We start from the raw sequence: 16,115 nt of genomic DNA, 5'->3' as shown, positions 1-16,115 counted from the left end.
TGGCACTCGCGCTCACGCGATCACCTCCTGAGGGTCGGGCGCCGGCAGGAACCGGGCCGGCCGCTGCGGCTGGCTCATCGACCGCACCCAGGCCAGCAGGCCGATGAAGGCGGCACCGAGAGCGGCCATCACCACCTGACCCGTCGGTGTGCCGTACGGCTTGATGTATTCGGTGTTGACCAGCCCGTACGCCAGCGTCGCCAGCGTCATCCCGGTCAGGAAGCGGACCGCGAACCGGGGCTGGGTGCGCTTGGCCTCGATCTCCCGGCGGGTCGCCACCTCCGCGGCCGCCGCGCCGGCGATCGAGCCCAGCACGTCGCCCAGCCGCTCACCCCGGTCGGTGAGGTGCAGGATCAGCGCCGCCACGACCTGGTCGCACACCGGGTCGCCGATCTCGTCGGCGAACGCCAGCAGCGCGGAACGGGCCAGCCAGCCGGCCTGCAACCGGGCGGCGAGCAGCCGTACCTCGTCCTCGATGCCGGGTGGCACGCTGCCGATCGTGCTGATGATCGCCTGTTGGAGGCCCTGCCCCGTACCGGAGACGTCCTTGAGCCGGCGGGTCCACTCGCCGACGGCCTCGATCCGGGCGATCGCCCGCTGCTCGGCCTTGCCCACGGCGAACAACCACGGCGTGCCGGGCACCGCCACGGCCACCAGCAGGCCCACCACCGGCAGCCCGGTCAGCAGGAACGCCAACGCCCCGGCGACCACCGCCGTGAGCAGCAGCGCCTGGTAGGCCCGCCGCTCGGCGGGAGTGGCGCCGGAGCCACGCCAGAGGCGGCTCAGGCCAGGGCCCGCTCCCGGGCCGGGCCCGGCGGGCCGGCGGCTGCCCACCAGCGCGACGACCGCCAGGAGCAGCCCGGCCACACAGGCGGCCCCGGAGACCACCGCGATCAACTCCAGGCTGTTCCCCATCAGGTCACCGCCGGGCCAGTCGGGTCTGTCGGGTACGCCGCCAGGCACCCGTACCGGCCTCGATCCAGCGGGTCAGCAGCCGGGCGTCGTACCCCACCCGCAGCAACTGGTCGCGGACCCGTTCCGGGAGGTGCCGGGGGACGGCGCGGCCGTCCGGACCGGGACCGAAGACGGTGGTGGTGGTGATCCGTCCGGCCTCACCGGCCCCGATCACCTCCTCCACGTGCGAGACGAACCGGTGCTTACGGCCGCCGATCGCGCTCTCGTCCTCGACGGTGACGTAGACGATCAGATCGAGGGCGTTGCCGGCCATCCGGCGGGCCTGGTCGACGGTCATTTCCCGGCCGTGCGCCAGCGCCAGCTCGACGATCCGTTCACCCACCCCTGCCGCCGTACGGGCGTGAATGGTGCACATCGAGCCCCGGCTGGTGGTCATCGCCTGGAGCATCGGCACGATCTCCCGGGACCGGACCTCGCCCACGATGATCCGCAGCACGCCCATCCGCAGCGAGAGCGGGATCAGGTCGGCGATGGTCACCTCGCCCGCCGGCCGGCCGTCGAAGCCGCGCTCGCCGTGCCCCTCCCGCGCCTCGAAGCTCATCACCGCCCGGTGCCGCTCCCGGCGACGGGCCGGCAACAACTCCCGACTCTCCTCCAGCAGTACGTACGGCTCGTCGGGTGGGATCTCGTTCATGAGCGCCCGGATGATCGTGGTCTTCCCGGCGCCGGCCAGCCCGGCGACCATGATGTTCAACCCGGCGCGCATCGCCGCACGCAGAAAGTCGCGCAGCAGCGGGTCGATCATCTCGTCCAGGTCACCCCGGGCGCCGGCCACGTCGTCGAGGCTCACGTCCAGGGTGTTGTGCTTGCGGATCACCGCGTACGGCCGGTGGCTGACCAGGAACACCGCGGCCAGTCGGCTGCCGTCGGGCAGTTGCAGGTCCAGGGTGGGCTTCACGGTGGACAGTGACCGTTCGGTCGCGCCGGCCCGCCGTGCCGCCGCCTGGAGAATCTCCACCAGCTCGGCGTCGCTGTCGGCGATCGGCTCGGCCCAGTCCACCCCACCGCCGTGCCGGGTGATGCGCACCACGTCGCAGCCGAGGATGTGCACCTCCTCGATGGTGTCGTCGACAAGCAGGGTCTGTAGCCGGCCCAGCCCGACCAGCTCGGCGGTCACCTGGTCGAGCAGCAGGCGTTCCTCGCCGGCGGCCATCGGTGTCCCGGCGCGACGGACCGCGTCCGCGTACTCGGCGACCACCGTGACGGCCAGTCGGGCCCGCTCGGTGTCCTCCTCGTCGACGGTGAACTCGCGGCCGCGCTGCCACAGGGTGAGCCGTTCGGTGAGTTCCCGGCGCAGCTCCCGGACCACCTGGAAATCCATCCGGGGTCGGGGTGCCACCTCCGGCGGCGGCGTGGCCGTGGGCATCGGCTGCGGTATCGCCGCCGACTGGTGGTGCCGACCGTTCGGCGGGGCCAGCGGCGGCGCGGTGGACGTCGCGGCCGGCGGCTGCTGACGTGGGTCGGTGGAGACGGGCTCAAACCGCATCCGGCACCCCCTGCTGCACCGGCCAGGCCAGCCGTGCCCGTCGGCGTTCCAGCAGCGCACCGACCGGCACTTCCAGCGCGGCGGCCGCGCGCAGCAGCGGCCGTCCGGACCGTACGGTCCCACCGAGGGCGAGCACCCCTGCGGTACGCGGGTCGTGCGGCAGCCGGGCGATCACCGGCAGTTTCAGTCCACGACTGATCTCCGCGCGCCCGTGCCCGTCGCCGACCAGCAGCAGCCGCAGGGTGCCCGGCGGCACCCGGTGTTCGGCGAAGTCCCGCTCGATCGCGGTGACCACCGCCCGGGTGCCGGACAGGTCGGGCAGGTGGGCCCGGGTCACCAGCAGCACCACCGAGGCGGCCCGCAGCAGTGGCCACGGTGGGCCGGTGACGTGCAGCCGGCCGCAGTCGACGAGCACGTCGTAGCCGGGGGTGCCCCGGTCCAGGGCGTTGAAGTAGTCGGCGAACCGCTGCCAGAGCGGGGTGACGCTGCCGGCCTGCGCCGGGTCGACCAACCCGGGCAGCAGCAGCCGTTCCCGGCGCGGCGCGTCCAGGTCGACCAGCTGCGACCAGAACGCGGTCTCCAGGTTGCCGTCGCGCAGCTCCCCGACGGCCAGCTCGCCGATGCCGCGCGGCCCGTCCAGCTGACCGCCGAGGTAGCCGGCGAGGATCGATCCGCCGGCCGGGTCACATTCGGCCAGGACCAGCCGGCGGTGCCAGGTCAGGGCACAGGCCAACGCCGAGGTGGTCACGCCGGGCGAACCCTTCGCGGACACCAACGCGATGATCGCCATGCTCAGGCCGCCTCGGTCAGCACGACCGCGATCCGCTCCTGGGCGGCCAACGCCACCACGGCGGGTACGTCCCGGATGAGCAGCGCCAGGTACAGCACCTTCTCGTCGTCCGTCGGGCTGACCATGTCGATGACGGTGGCCGCGAACCGGGTGCCCGCCCCGGCCGCCGCCCCGGTGGCGTTCTCGTCCGGGGTGCTGACCAGCAGCACCTTGTCTCCGGGGTGCAGCGATCGGGCCGGCACCTGCGCGGTCTTCAGGCCGAGCGCGATCTGCTGCTGACCCGGGCCGAGCAGCGGGTCGTCGGTGACCTGCCCGAGGGTGAGCAGGGTGCCCGGCACCAGCGCCACGGCGGCCCGCTTGCCGACCACCTCGTTCAGCCGGCCCGCGGGCACCGGGTGCAACCCCTGACCGCCGGCGACCTGCACGGTGATCAGATCGGCGGCACTGACCTCCCGACCCACCTCCACCGGCCGGGCCACCGCGAGGTAGCTGCCGGTGGCCCGGACCGAGGTGACCGCGAACGCCGCCCCCAGCCCACCGAGGGCGATCAGGAGTACGGCGAGACCCAGCAGCCCGGGGCGGACGCGGCGCTGCCGGACCACCTTGGGCGGGCTGACCGGCGCGTCCACCGGCCCGGTCGCGTTACGCGTACCCACACTCACCGTTCGATCTCCATTCCCGACTGTGGGGCTCGCAGAACCGGCTCACTCACCTGGTCACCACCTGGAGTTCCTTGATCACGACCGGCACCGTGCCGCTGGTCCGGGTCTGCGGGATCGGGTCACCCTCGTCGCCGTCGTCGGTCCACCAGCGCACCGTCCAGTACGTGGTGGCGCCCACCCGGTAGGTGCCGGCCTTCGGGTAGCCGCGGTCGTAGCCGCAGTCCGGGGAGGTGCGGCCGGCGCGGTTGCCCTTCGGGTCGTACGGAGTGCCGGCCTTGGTGCAGGTGACGGTGTCGCCGTTGCCCATGTTCCAGACGATCCGGTCGACCTTCGCCTCGATGGAGACGGTCAGCCCACGGTCGGAGGCGGAGGCACGCAGCGGCCCGAAGTAGCTGGCGCTCGGGGTGGCCCACATCCACACCGGCAGGCCGACCAGGCCGGGGCCGATGTCCTTGCGGGGCGCCACCTTGAGCCGCGCCGGCAGCAGCTTGATCGACGCGAGGGCCCGACGGGCCAGCTCCTCCGGGTCCGGCGGAGCGCCGAAGCCCGGCGGCGGCCCGTCCCGCAGCACCGTGTCCTGTGTGCCGACATCGCCCCCGTTGCAGGTCTGCACGTACCACTGCTGACCCTCGGGCGCCGGCTTCTGCGGCGAGGCGAGCTTGTAGTAGCACCCGTCACCGTTGTTGAACCAGCCCAGCAGGTCGTCGTAGCAGGGGATCGTCCGCCCGCCCCACTGACAGACACCGCCGCCCCCACCGCCGCCGGAGTCGCCGCCGCCGTTGTCGCCACCGCCGCCGGGGCCGCCCGGCGTACCGGGCTCGTCGTCCCAGACGTTGCAGTCCGGCTGGCCGGGCGGACATCCGGCCCCCGGGTCCGCGCGTCGGGCGGCGGCGGCCGGCACCGTCGCGCCGACCACCAGCAGCAGCGCCAGACCGAGCCCGGCGAGCGCCCGCCGGGCCGCGCCGACCTTGCCGGTGCGGGCTACCCCTCCCCGGGTCAGCACGGCTGGTCCGGGTGCGCCGAGCCCGAGCTGATCAGCCAGCGACCGTCGGGATAGCGGGTGGCGGTGGCGGTGGCCAGGTGCTTGCCGCCACCGCTGCCCGGGACCACCCGCTGGTCCTTGGTGTAGACCAGCCGGTAGCCGGTCGCGTCCAGGCAGTCCTGGATCTCCACGGTCGCCGGGTCAGAGTCCAGGCTGACGGCGATCACGCTGGGATCGGACGCCAGCGTCCCGGTACGCATCGCGCCGTGCTCCTTTGCGTCGCGAATGGACAATTGCACCCGGGTTAGCAGCGGATCAGCGAGAAACCGGGACAGTTCCGGCGCGTGTGGATCACTGCGCCGACTCGCCGTCCGCGATGCGGCGAGATAACCGGAGTACGCCTCGAGCGCCGCTTTTTCGGCAGCTTCCCGCTCGGCGCCCGAATCGGCCCGTGCTCCGTCGTTCCGCGCCGTCGCCGGTCGATCGACCGCCTCCTGCTCGCTGCCGCAGGCGGTGACCGGCACCGCCGCCACGACCGCCAGCAGGCAGATTGCCGCTCGCCTGAGCTGCCGTCCGCGCACCGCTGAGCCCTCCTCGTGGTCGCCCGACGTGGCGATGAAGCACCGCCGCCGGGCATGCGGAAGCGCGCCCGGATCAGTTCCTTCCGGAGCTTTCACTGCGCTTCTGCATTCACCGTTACGGATCTTTTACAAATGCAAGGTCCCGTGTCGTCCGGTCGTAGAGGTGAGGCTTGCGTCACACCCAAGGGGCGAGCATAGGCTGACGCTCGCCGATGCAACAGAGGCAATTCAAGTGAACACTCTGCGTGATGATGGGTGGTGGTGGCGGGTGTTCGTGCTGCACGCCGGACGATGGCCGGTCGAGGGGTCGCCGACGGCCGGACCTCGCCGGCCGGGGCCGATCCGCCGCAACCCCTGCGTCGGTCTCGAGAGTGGGACATCGCGCCCCCATCCCGGCATCCGGACTGTGTCCCGGAGCGACGGACCGGCCACCCCGTCCGCGGTGCCGACCGGCCGGGCCTCGGGCGAGGAGATCATCGTGCGGCCCATGGCGGACGTCGGTTTCTGCGCCATCCGCTACACCCGAGCGAACGTTCAGTCACGATCCGTGTTCACCTTTGCGGGGGACGGCCGGCGTCCGGCGTGGTCCACGTGGCGCTGACCGGCCCCCCTGCGGCGGCACCCGGTCGGCGGAACCCGACCGATCGGGCGGCGGCCGGGCCTGCCCCTGGCCGTCTTCGGCTCGCGACAGTGCTGGCGATCCTGACGGTCAGTCCGCTGCTGCGGTTGGCGGTCGTGCGCTACGCCGTACCCTCGGGAGCCCCCAGCCGGACCGGCTGCGACGCCTGCGGTGCGGCGGTCGGCCTGACCCGGCCCTGGCCGGCGCTCGGCCCGGCCGGCCGGTGCGGCCGGTGCCGGGCCCGGGTCGGGCCGCCGCCCGGCACGGTCGAGGTGGCCGCGCTCGCCGCCGTCGTGCTGCTGGCGCTGATCGGCCCGGCGGGCGGGGGTCTGCCGGCGTTGGCGTGGTGGCTCGCCTGGACCGTGCCGGCGGTCCTCGTCGACCTGGCCGTGCACCGGCTGCCCGACCGGCTCACCCTGCCGGCGGCGGCCGGAACATGGCTGCTGCTCGGCGCGGCCGGGCTCGCCGACGCCGACCCGGGCCCCTGGCTGCGGGCGGTCGCCGCCGGTGCGGGGCTGGCGCTGTTCTTCGCCACCAGCACGCTGCTGCTCGGCCGCCGGGGCTTCGGGTTGGGCGACGCCAAGCTGGCGCTCAGCATCGGGGCGCTGCTCGGCTGGTACGGCCTGCCCGTCCTGCTCCTCGGGCTGCTGCTCGCGTTCGGGCTGTCCGCGCTGGTGAGCCTGGGACTGCTGGTCGCCCGACGGGCCCGGTGGAGCACGCACCTGCCGTTCGGCCCGTTTCTGCTGCTCGGCACGGTGGGCGCCCTCGTCCTGACCTCCTGACCACCCACCCCGCCGGCGGGGTCAGGGGCGGGGTCGGCTGGCCAGGTCGGGTACCGGGCGGCGGGCGTCGGCACGGCGGCGCAGCGCCTCGGCGGTCAGGCGGGCCAGAAGCGGGGTCGCCACCATGGCGACCAAAGCGCCGAGCAGCAGGCCGGCGGCCACGTCATGCGGGTAGTGCACGCCCACGAAGACCCGGGAGAAGGCGGCCAGCACGGCCAGCGGCAGCGCGATCAGTCCGAGCCGCCGGGAGAGCAGCAGTGTGGTGATCGCCAGCGCGCCGGCCAGGGTGGCGTGGTTGCTGGGGAACGACCAGTCACCAGGTGGTGGGCAGGTGCCGGCGACGATCGCCCGGCCCACCGTCCGGCACGGTCTGTCCTCGTCCACCACGGTCTTGAGCCATTCGCTGCTCGCGTACGCGAGGAGGATCGGCAGCGGCGCGACCAGGGCGAGTGCCCGGTCGTGCGGGCCGCCGACCAGGCGGCGCAGCGCGGCCGCCACCAGCAGCGCGCCGAGCAGCAGGATCACCCCCTCGGTGGCGTGCCCGACGAACCACTGCACCGGGGCCGGGGTGCCGGCGGCCGCGTCGACGATGTCGCGGTACCACTCGGCGCTGATCTCTGGAACGTCCGTGCTGCCGTTGTCGGCCATGGATCACCTCACCAGACGTTCATACCTCGTTCACTTGGAAGACACCCTAGGAACGCGGCAGGGAGCAGCACAGGAGTCGAAGGTCGAGCCGGCCGCACGACTTTCGTCCAGCGATCGCACAGGCGCCTCTGCTTGGCTGGTGAGAGTTCTTCGGCACCCACAGGAGGTTTCGTGCACACCAGTTCCGCCACCGACCAACCGCCGCCTGCCGCTGAGACGGCGGAGGACGAGAGGCCGGTCGGGTCCCAGTGCGCGATCGACGCGCGGATCGCCGCCGCGTAGGGGCCGTCTTGCCAGGGGGCGGGGCGGGCGAGCGCGGGCGGGGCGGACGTCCTCAGCCGCATTTCCGAGCCGGTCAGGAGGCGGCCTGGTGCCCGGGTTAGCGGCTGTGACCGCGGTCTGCGCGATGGCTCTGCTGCGACGGCGAGCGCTGGGACGGCGGCTTGCCAGGGTTGCCTCCGTGTACAGCTCTCGCAGTGTTCGCCGGGAATGCCAGGGCTGCTCGGCGTGCCGCCTCCGCTCCTGGCGCTGCTGAGGGTCCCCGAGGTGCGGGAGTGGGCGGGCCCGCCGTAGCGGACTGGTGCCGTGCCGACTTCCGGTCATCGAGATCGACTTGCTCGAGTACCTGCTTGATGTAGGTTGCCCGCTTCGGTGGCGACAGTTTGAGAAGGGCTGCGGTGTCGAGGTAGTGAGGCCGATTCGGGTCGTCGATCTGGACCCGGGCCCGGATGGCGTCTGGGTAGAGGAGGTGGCGTACCGCCTCGGGCAGGTGCGGCGCGGGCGGGTGTACGAAGCGGATCTTGTCCAAGCCAGCCTCGGGCGATCGACGTACGACAGGGAGTTCGGTCGTGTGCAGGACGGCCTGGCTGTGTCCCATGTCCGAGAAGACGAGCGTCTCGCCGCTGATGTGCTCGGCGTAGCGCTCTGAGAGGCGCTGCCAGATAGCCTTCACATCGTCGGGGTCGAGGTCCAGTGCGGCTAGAGTTCTGCGATCGTTGAGCCAGTGCAGGTCCATCTCGGATCCACCGGGCGTCAGGTGGATGACCGTGACCGGATCCTCTGGTGTGGTGCGAATGACCGCTTCGGCCCACGCGTGGGCGAGGTATCGGTTGCCTACGAACTCGCCGCTGGTCGGATGCTGGGATCGCCATGCCCACAGGGTCGAACCCGCGGGGGGTGAAGTGAGGTCCATCTCCTCCACGCGTTGACGCAGATACTCCAGCACGTCCCTCTCGCCGGCGAGTTCATACAACCGTTCGGCGCACTGGCGGACGCCGGCGTCGTCCGGCCTGCGCGCCTCCCGCTCGCGTTGCAGCTCTACCGCGCGATCCCAGATTTGACCGGTGATCGGCACAGCGGGCCGGTTCGAAAAGGTCATGCGGGGTGGATCAACACTCGTATGGAGGCGCTGCCGGGTCGCGCACCCTCGGTCATGCCCGTGGCACGGTTGACCCGCAGCTCGAACAAAGCCGGACCGTCGGTGGGCTTGAAGAGCGCGGCCGGGCCGGTATCGCCGACCACGTCGACGCGCGGCTCGCGCTCGGGGGATCCCAGGGCCCCGACTGCCGCCTCGTAGTAGCCCGTCCACGCTGCGAGCGCCTGCTCAATCACGGCGGAGTTCTCGCTGGCGCGGTGCGCGCGCATCTTCCAGGTGACGGTGAGGGCCTGCTCGAACTGCGTGCCGTGCTGGCGTCGGAACAGTGTCAGCGAGCCACCGCTGGGAAGAGCCAAGGTGAGGTTGTTGTCCGGATCAAGGTCAGTGAGGTGCAAACCCAAGGACCGGGCCCAATCTTGTGCGGTCGAAGCGTTACCGTCGCCGGCCCAGACCTTGGCCCAGTTCATGCTCCGAAGCTGAGCCAGGTCTGTGGCCATCTGCTCAGGCGATCGCTTGATGTCAGCAGGATTCATACGAACCTCATCCTGATCTCGTCAGTAGCGGTGGCCGATGGACGGTCCCACCCGGTGGGGATCTGCGGAGCGGCCCAGGAGGCGTCGGGCGTGAAGCTGCACCAGGAGCCGTCGAACGGAAAACGCCCCTCCTGCGCAAGTTGTGTCATTCGGTCTGCCTCAGCTCGGATTTCCCGGGCCTGGTCGGGGCTCCAGTAGAGTCGATGCCCGATCCGCTCGTTGAACTCCTCTTCGTCCTTGAGCTGCCAACTGCGGTCAGGAGCGACTACCACGTCAAGGCAGTGGTCCTCGATGTCCACTCCCACGGTCTTTCCTTCTCGCCACCACACTGGCGGTGTCTGAAGGTTGATGTACCAGTGTGAGAAGGACCCGTCACCGCGATAGAACCACCAGGTGGACGACGCCGTTCGAGCCTGAAGCATCATCACGATCCCCGGCCCACGCCAGATGTCGAGGACTATCTCGAAGCTGAGGTCGTCGCGCTCTGCCAGGGGGATCTGGTGTCCGGACCTGCCGTCGCGCGCCTTGCTGCGCATGACCGGTGTCTCAGGCGCTACCCACACCATGACCGTCGAGCCAGAGGCGGCAATCACCCTGGTGGGTCTGGCCTCGCCCAGGTACGAGCCCCGGGTGAAACGGACCAGCACTTCCTCGCCTCGACGTAGGTCATGGAGGGAAGGTCGCACGAGGAGATCCTAACTGATCTTGATCGATCGACGGCCGGTGGCGAGGGCGGGGTGTGGTCAGAAGGCTGGGAGCGCCGGAGCCCGGATCGGAGAGGACCAGGGCGAGCACGCGGTACGTGGTCTGATCTCGCCCGAACGGGGCGGGAACGAGCGCCCGCACCTGGTCGTGCTGGACGTGCCGGTGAACCTGCTTGCGATCGACCCGATCGACACCAGCCAGGTCTGGGCGACCCTCACCCTCACGCAGGGGTAACCCTCGCCGCGGTGGTGACAGCAGCGGCCCTCAGTCCAGGTCCGGCAGCCCTCACGCCCATCCAGGGTAGGGGAAGTCCGGATCGCGGCGCTGACGCCGACTCGCTCAGCTCGACACCGACGGCTACCAGCCGTTGCTGGCCCCACCCTCGCGCGCACCCGCGTGATGATCCGATGCCCTAGAGTGACCAGCATGGTCGATGTGGACGACGAGCTGGACCGCCAGGGCATGGCGATCGAGCTAATCGACGTTTTCGCCGAACGCGACGCGGCCGGCCTGGCCGCGCTTGACGCCGCTGGCCGGGCAGCGCAGGTCCAGTCCCGTCAGGCGCTGTACGACTACGTCGACCGGATTTGGGAGGACGCCAAGGCCCGCGGCCTGGACCCGGCGGTCCGGCCGGACTGGAACGTCGTGGCCGGACTGCGGGATCTGACCAACGCGCTGGTCGAGCAGGCCGGGCAGGCGCAGGCCGACGCCGGCGAGGACTGAGCCGCCGATGACCGAAGCCGGCTCGCGCGATACCGAGATCCGGGACCTGGTTGCCAGCACGGCGATGCTCGGCCGGGTGTCCGGGCGTGACCCGTGGCGCGAGCTACTCCTGAGGTTGACCGGAGGCCGGGGGCCACGCCCGGTCCGGCTGGCCGGTCGTGCCCCGGCCGGGCACGCCGTGGCAGGACACCGTCTCGTACGAGCGGATCGGCTGGGTCGAGCAGCCGTACACCCTGCCGGCCTACCGCCGCCGCGGCTTGGCCGCCGCCGGCCTCGCGGCACTGCGCAGAGAAAACCCCGCCTACACCTGGCACACGCTCGGCGGGCACATCGACGGCTCGCCGGTGTTCTGGGACACCATGAGCGTCGACGTCCCGGGCGGCTACCGGCCCAGCCGGGTGTGCGAGCACGTCACTGCCGGTGGCTGAACACCCATCACGATCCTGGGGAGGACACACACATGACCCGCCGGCTGCACGAGGTGGACTACGCCACCGCCCCCCGCTCGCCGTGGAAACGGCCGGGCACCATCGCCGCCGCCGTGCTCCTCGCCCTGGTCGTCATCGCCGGCGTGGTGGTCGCGCTGATGGGTGGCGATGATGGCGTGCCTTCGCCTGCTCCTGCGAATCCGCCGGCCTCACAGCCTGCGGGCGGCACATCCGCCGCCGCCGAGGCGCTGCCCACGGCGATTCCCACCACCGCACCCCGCGGTGTGACGTGGGAACTGGTCGGTCAAGCCGTGGTGCCCAGGAGCGCGACGGCCGGGCCCCGCCAGGTTGCGGGCGGAGTCGCATCAGGCTACGCGCACACCCCGGAAGGCGCGCTTATCGCCGCCGCTCAGCTCTCGACGCGCTCCGACCTCTACGCAGGCCGTGAGTCCTGGGAGCCCACCATCACCAAGCAATTCACCCCAGGCGCCGACCGGGACCGGCTCTTGGCCATGTACGCCAACTATGACCCGGTGCCCCCGGTCGAGGCGGCCGACCTCGCGACCATCGGCGGGTACCGCTACGTCAGCTACTCGCCTGATACGGCCGTGATCGCGATGGCGATGCGGGTACCCCGCAGCTCGGCGTGGGTCACCCTCACGCTCACCGTGCGGTGGATGGATGGCGACTGGCGCATGGTCCCGCCGCCTGGCGGTAACTGGCAGGCGCTCCAGGCCCCGGCACCAGACCTGTCCAGCGTCGTCACCTGGGGACCGTAGCCGTGGCGGATTGCGTGATCCCCACCCCGAGGTGCGTCGTGGGTGGTGTCGCCTCGTCGGCTGGGGACTCCATCTTGGAGAAGCTGACCAACTGGGTGTCGGAAGGGGCCGCGAAGGCACTCGGCATGGTGGTCACGGGCTGGATGAAGGCGCCCACGTCGCCGATCGCGAGCGCGGACACCGGGGCTGCGGTGGGCGCGGCGGGGAAGGTGCAGGCGGCGACGGCGTGGATCGTCGGGGCCACGGCGGTGGCAGCGCTGATGTGGATGGCCGGTCGGATGGTGCTGACCCCGTCGGGGCGCACCGCGGCGGAGCTCGCGAAGAACTTCGGTGCGGCGGTACTGCTGATGACGGCGGGCCTGGCCGTGGTGGAGACCCTGCGGGTCTTCGGTGACCAGTACTCGATCTGGATCATCAACCAATCGCTGGGTGTCGCACAGCCAGGCGAACAGATCGACGGCTCCAAGCTCGGAGACCGCCTGCTGTTACTCGCGCCGACCGGTGCGGCCGCCGGGACACTCGCTCCGGTACTGCTCGTGGGTGTCAGCGTCCTGCTGATCATCGTCACCATCACCCAACTGGTGATGCTGTACGGGCGAGCCGCAGCGCTGGTGCTACTGGCCGGGCTGCTTCCGGTCGCGGCGGTGGCCGGTATCGCGGGCGGCGCCGGCAAGCAGATGCGGCAGCGGTACGTGACATGGCTGATCGCGATGCTGCTGTACAAACCGGTCGCAGCGACGATCTACGCCGCCGCGTTCTGGTCGGTCAGCACCGAGATACCGAAGGACCCGGACCTGATCATCAGTAACGTCATGACCGGGCTCATGCTGTTCGTCATGGCGCTGGTCGCGCTGCCCGCGCTGATGCGCCTCATCGCCCCTGCCGTCGAAGCCGTCGCTGCCGGCGGAAGCGGCTCCGGCGGTGCCGCTGGCGCCGCGGCAGTCGGCCAGATCGCCCAGGGCGCGGTCCAGCTCAGTTCCTCCCGCAGCCGCAGCAAAAGCGGCGGTGACGGTGGCCAGGGACCGGGCAGCAACCCACCTCCAGGAGCCACGCCGAGCGGCGGCGGCATGCCACCCGCCACCGCGGGAGCCGGGGCGGGCGGGGGCGGCGCGGCAGCAGGCGGGGCGGGCGGGGGCGGGGCGGCAGCAGGAGGGGCGGCCGGGGGCGGCGCGGCAGCAGGGGCAGGCGCAGGAGCCGCGGCAGCCGGACCAGCCGGGCTGGCAGTCGCGGCAGGGGTAGTAGCCGTGCAAGCCACCCAAGGCGCCGTCAACAAGCTGGGAGGCACCGCCGCCGCCGGGGCAACCGGACCGTCCGGCGCACCCCCAGAGTGATATGGCTGGTGCGTCGTACGTCCTGTGGCCTCTCGCCTATCCGTTGTAGGCGCGGGTCCGCTGTCGGGCGCTCAGGCCGGCGCGGACCCGCCGGCCATTCGCTCGCGGACGGCCTCCAGCGCCTCGAAGGCGTACGCCCAGTTGTGGCACTTGAAGCTGCGCAGGCCGTCGATGGCGGTGTGGCAGTCGGCGCAGCGCACCCCGGGGATGGCGTCCGGCACCTCGGTGTTGACGTACCGGTGTTCGCCGAGGATGACCGTGGCGATCATGTTCTTGTCGTGCAGGCCGGTGAGTGCCGACGAGACGATGTCGTACCAGGTGATCCGCCGGCCGCACTTCGGGCAGTCCGGTTCGTCGCCGCTGACCCACAACGGGGCGCCGATGCTGCGTGCCGGCATTCCCAGCAGCTTCTCCAGACGGCGGACGTCCGACTCCGGTGTGGTCCACCGGTGCCGGCCGGGCAGCGACGCGGGCGAGTCGTACACGGCGCGGAACAGGTCCTGGTCGACCCGCACGGTTTCCCGCTGACCGGTCATCGCGTCCCCCTCGGTGATTCGGTGCCCCCACCGTGGTCGGCGTTGACCAGGGGCGCAGCCGGATCAACGACACGAGGGGTCAGCGGGTCGTCGCCCCGGCTGCTAGACATCGAGATCTGACCGCGCGGCGAAGGGACCCCTCGTGACCGACCAGCCGACACCTGACACGACCGACGTCACCGCCCGACCCAACGTCGCCCGGATGTACGACTACTTCCTGGGTGGCAGCAACAACTTCGCCGCCGACCGCGCCGCCGCCGAGCGGGTGTTGGAGATCTTCCCGGGCACCGGGCTCGCGGCCCAGACCAACCGGCACTTCCTGCGCCGAGCCGTCCGGTACGCCGTCGGGCAGGGCGTCCACCAGTTCCTGGACATCGGGGCGGGGTTGCCCACCCAGGGGACCGTGCACGAGGTGGTACGGGCCGTGGCGCCGGACGCCCGGGTGGTCTACGTCGACTACGACGAGGTGGCCGTCGCGTACGCCCGACGGTTGTTGACTGACGTGCCCGGCACGGCCGTCGTGCAGGGCGACCTGCGGCGGCCGGACGACCTGCTGGCCCACCCGGAGGTGCGGGCCACGCTCGACCTGGACCGCCCGGTGGCCGCGCTGCTGCTCGCGGTGCTGCACTTCGTGCCGGACGACGACGACCCGTGGGCTGCCGTCGCCCGGCTGCGCGACGCCACCGTGCCCGGCAGCCACCTGGTGCTGTCGCACCTGACGCTGGACGGCGTCCCACCGGAGGTGGCCGAGCGCGGGCAGGCCGTCTACCGCACCAGCAGCGCCCCGCTGGTGCCCCGCAGCCACGCCGAGACGCTGCGCTTCTTCGACGGGTACGACCTGGTGGAGCCGGGCCTGGTCGAGACCACCCGGTGGCGGCCGGACGGCGAGCCAGAGGCCGGGGACTCACACGGCTACGCCGGGGTCGGCGTCCGCCGCTGACGCGCTTTCGCCTCCGGTGGCGGGCCTCGGATGGTACGACGGATCCAGCGCCTGCCACCGGGAGGAGCGCCGATGGCGACCAGGCCCGAGCGGCTGTTGCGGGGAAGCGACGCCCCGCTGAGCGCCTCGTTCCTGGAACTCTTCTTCGACCTGGCGTTCGTGCTCGCCCTCAGCCAGTCGGCCGCGCACCTGCTGCACGACCTCACGCTGGCCGGCGCGCTGCACACCGCCCTGCTGCTGACCGGCGTCTGGTGGATCTGGGTGAGCACCACCTGGAGCGCTGACTGGTACGACCCGGAGACCCCGGCCATCCGCGTCGTGCTGGTCGCCGCCACGCTGGGCAGCCTGCTGGCCGGGGCGGCGATCCCGCAGGCGCTCGGGGAGCGGGGAGTGCTCTTCGCCGGCGCGTACGTCGGGGTCCATCTCGTCCGGGGTGTGGTCACCGCCTCGATGCTGCGCGGTCATCCACGGCAGCGCCGGGCGCTGCGGATCCTCTGCTGGTACACGGTTACCGCCGTGCCGTGGCTGGCGGGCGCGTTCCTGCCGTGGTGGCGGGTGCCGCTCTGGGTGTTCGCCCTCGCGATCGACGTGACCGGCCCACGGCTCGGCTGGCCCACGCCGAGGTTGGGTCGCGCCCGTCAGCAGGAGCTGCGCCTCGCCGGCCCGCACTTCGCCGAGCGCTACCAGCAGATCATGATCATCGCGCTCGGCGAACTCGTCCTGGCCGCCGGGCTCTCGTACGCCGACACCCGCCTCGACCTCGCCGAGACCGCAGCCTTCCTGCTGGTCTTCGCCACCGCCGTGCTGATCGGTCTGCTCTACGTGACCCCCGCCGGCCGGCAACTGGGCCCGGCCATCGAGCACGCCGACCCGTCCCGGCTCGGTGTCATCACCGGATACCTGCACCTCGTGATGATCGCCGGCATCGTGGTCACGGCCGTCGGGGCCGAGCTGAGCATCGCTCACCCTTTCGAGGTCGGCGACATGGCGGCTGTCGCGGCCATCCTGGGCGGGCCCACGTTGTTCCTCGTCGGCCGGATCCTGTTCTCGCTGGCCATCCACAGGCGGTTGTCCTGGACTCGGGTTGGCGCGCTGCTTCTGCTGGCCGGCGCGGCGGCCGCCCTGCGGCTGCCGCTGCTGGCGATCAGCGCGGTCGCCACCGGCGTGGTGCTCGTGGTGGCGGTCCTGGACCACACGGCCCTCTTCACCTACCACCGCCCCGGAACTGCTGACTAAAGTC

19 protein-coding genes are annotated in these 16,115 nt (G+C 71.8%); 8 read left to right on the top strand and 11 right to left on the bottom strand.

The features are described from left to right. Positions 1–12: 12 nt before the first annotated feature. Genes ACGGAQ_RS05745 through ACGGAQ_RS05720 form a run of 6 tightly spaced genes read right to left on the bottom strand, consistent with a single transcriptional unit; the run spans position 13 to position 5,446 of the window. Positions 13–915, bottom strand: coding sequence for a type II secretion system F family protein (locus tag ACGGAQ_RS05745; protein WP_354853583.1), 903 nt, complete (start codon positions 913–915; stop codon positions 13–15). A 4-nt stretch (positions 916–919) separates the two neighbouring features. Continuing rightward, positions 920–2,461: a CpaF family protein gene (locus ACGGAQ_RS05740; protein ID WP_393044942.1), complete on the bottom strand. Its 1,542-nt coding sequence runs from the start codon at positions 2,459–2,461 to the stop codon at positions 920–922. After that, entirely contained in the window at positions 2,451–3,251 is an 801-nt protein-coding gene (locus ACGGAQ_RS05735) for a ParA family protein (protein WP_393044940.1), read from the bottom strand. Before ACGGAQ_RS05735 ends, ACGGAQ_RS05740 begins: the two co-directional genes overlap by 11 nt. 2 nt (positions 3,252–3,253) lie before the next feature. Then, positions 3,254–3,913: an SAF domain-containing protein gene (locus ACGGAQ_RS05730; protein WP_393044938.1), complete on the bottom strand. Its 660-nt coding sequence runs from the start codon at positions 3,911–3,913 to the stop codon at positions 3,254–3,256. A 46-nt stretch (positions 3,914–3,959) separates the two neighbouring features. Then, positions 3,960–4,916: a hypothetical protein gene (locus tag ACGGAQ_RS05725; RefSeq protein ID WP_393044936.1), complete on the bottom strand. Its 957-nt coding sequence runs from the start codon at positions 4,914–4,916 to the stop codon at positions 3,960–3,962. Continuing rightward, positions 4,910–5,446: a hypothetical protein gene (locus ACGGAQ_RS05720; RefSeq protein ID WP_393045692.1), complete on the bottom strand. Its 537-nt coding sequence runs from the start codon at positions 5,444–5,446 to the stop codon at positions 4,910–4,912. The genes ACGGAQ_RS05725 and ACGGAQ_RS05720 overlap by 7 nt, the downstream gene beginning before the upstream one ends. Positions 5,447–6,166: 720 nt before the next feature. Here ACGGAQ_RS05720 and ACGGAQ_RS05715 point away from each other — a divergent pair. Continuing rightward, positions 6,167–6,877, top strand: coding sequence for a prepilin peptidase (locus tag ACGGAQ_RS05715; RefSeq protein ID WP_393044934.1), 711 nt, complete (start codon positions 6,167–6,169; stop codon positions 6,875–6,877). A 21-nt stretch (positions 6,878–6,898) separates the two neighbouring features. Here the strand turns inward: ACGGAQ_RS05715 and ACGGAQ_RS05710 are convergent, their stop codons facing one another. From ACGGAQ_RS05710 to ACGGAQ_RS05695, 4 genes are all read right to left on the bottom strand, one after another. Next, on the bottom strand, positions 6,899–7,525 hold the full coding sequence (locus tag ACGGAQ_RS05710; RefSeq protein WP_393044932.1) for a phosphatase PAP2 family protein: 627 nt from the start codon (positions 7,523–7,525) through the stop codon (positions 6,899–6,901). Positions 7,526–7,904: 379 nt separating this feature from the next. Continuing rightward, the gene (locus ACGGAQ_RS05705; protein ID WP_393044930.1) at positions 7,905–8,903 is read right to left on the bottom strand and encodes a hypothetical protein; all 999 of its coding nucleotides are present in this window, start codon (positions 8,901–8,903) and stop codon (positions 7,905–7,907) included. After that, entirely contained in the window at positions 8,900–9,367 is a 468-nt protein-coding gene (locus ACGGAQ_RS05700) for a hypothetical protein (protein ID WP_393044929.1), read from the bottom strand. The genes ACGGAQ_RS05705 and ACGGAQ_RS05700 overlap by 4 nt, the downstream gene beginning before the upstream one ends. Before the next feature lie 62 nt (positions 9,368–9,429). Then, a complete protein-coding gene (locus tag ACGGAQ_RS05695; protein WP_393044927.1) occupies positions 9,430–10,119 on the bottom strand; it encodes a DUF402 domain-containing protein in 690 nt (229 codons plus the stop codon). 19 nt (positions 10,120–10,138) lie between these two features. Here ACGGAQ_RS05695 and ACGGAQ_RS05690 point away from each other — a divergent pair, with 19 nt between their 5' ends. The 5 genes from ACGGAQ_RS05690 to ACGGAQ_RS05670 all read left to right on the top strand — a co-directional run bounded on the left by ACGGAQ_RS05690 (position 10,139) and on the right by ACGGAQ_RS05670 (position 13,399). Then, positions 10,139–10,372, top strand: coding sequence for a hypothetical protein (locus ACGGAQ_RS05690; RefSeq protein ID WP_393044925.1), 234 nt, complete (start codon positions 10,139–10,141; stop codon positions 10,370–10,372). Positions 10,373–10,564: 192 nt separating this feature from the next. Beyond that, positions 10,565–10,861 (top strand): hypothetical protein, encoded by a 297-nt coding sequence (locus ACGGAQ_RS05685; protein WP_393044923.1) that lies wholly within the window; start codon positions 10,565–10,567, stop codon positions 10,859–10,861. 158 nt (positions 10,862–11,019) lie between these two features. Next, positions 11,020–11,289, top strand: a complete 270-nt coding sequence (locus ACGGAQ_RS05680; RefSeq protein WP_393044921.1) for a hypothetical protein — start codon at positions 11,020–11,022, stop codon at positions 11,287–11,289. A gap of 32 nt (positions 11,290–11,321) precedes the next feature. Further along, a complete protein-coding gene (locus ACGGAQ_RS05675) occupies positions 11,322–12,068 on the top strand; it encodes a hypothetical protein (protein ID WP_393044919.1) in 747 nt (248 codons plus the stop codon). A 74-nt stretch (positions 12,069–12,142) separates the two neighbouring features. Next, positions 12,143–13,399, top strand: a complete 1,257-nt coding sequence (locus ACGGAQ_RS05670; RefSeq protein ID WP_393044917.1) for a hypothetical protein — start codon at positions 12,143–12,145, stop codon at positions 13,397–13,399. Positions 13,400–13,470: 71 nt separating this feature from the next. Here the strand turns inward: ACGGAQ_RS05670 and ACGGAQ_RS05665 are convergent, their stop codons facing one another. Further along, the gene (locus tag ACGGAQ_RS05665) at positions 13,471–13,935 is read right to left on the bottom strand and encodes a hypothetical protein (protein ID WP_393044915.1); all 465 of its coding nucleotides are present in this window, start codon (positions 13,933–13,935) and stop codon (positions 13,471–13,473) included. Positions 13,936–14,077: 142 nt separating this feature from the next. Here ACGGAQ_RS05665 and ACGGAQ_RS05660 point away from each other — a divergent pair, with 142 nt between their 5' ends. Next, a complete protein-coding gene (locus ACGGAQ_RS05660) occupies positions 14,078–14,875 on the top strand; it encodes an SAM-dependent methyltransferase (RefSeq protein ID WP_393044913.1) in 798 nt (265 codons plus the stop codon). A 72-nt stretch (positions 14,876–14,947) separates the two neighbouring features. Then, the gene (locus ACGGAQ_RS05655; RefSeq protein ID WP_393044911.1) at positions 14,948–16,111 is read left to right on the top strand and encodes a low temperature requirement protein A; all 1,164 of its coding nucleotides are present in this window, start codon (positions 14,948–14,950) and stop codon (positions 16,109–16,111) included. The last annotated feature ends 4 nt before the right edge of the window (positions 16,112–16,115 follow it).

Origin of the sequence: Micromonospora sp. NPDC047557 (genome assembly GCF_043205095.1) — a bacterium.
Classification (GTDB): domain Bacteria; phylum Actinomycetota; class Actinomycetes; order Mycobacteriales; family Micromonosporaceae; genus Micromonospora.
Note: the sequence above shows the minus strand (reverse complement) of the source record. Positions and strands in the feature narration are given on the sequence as shown.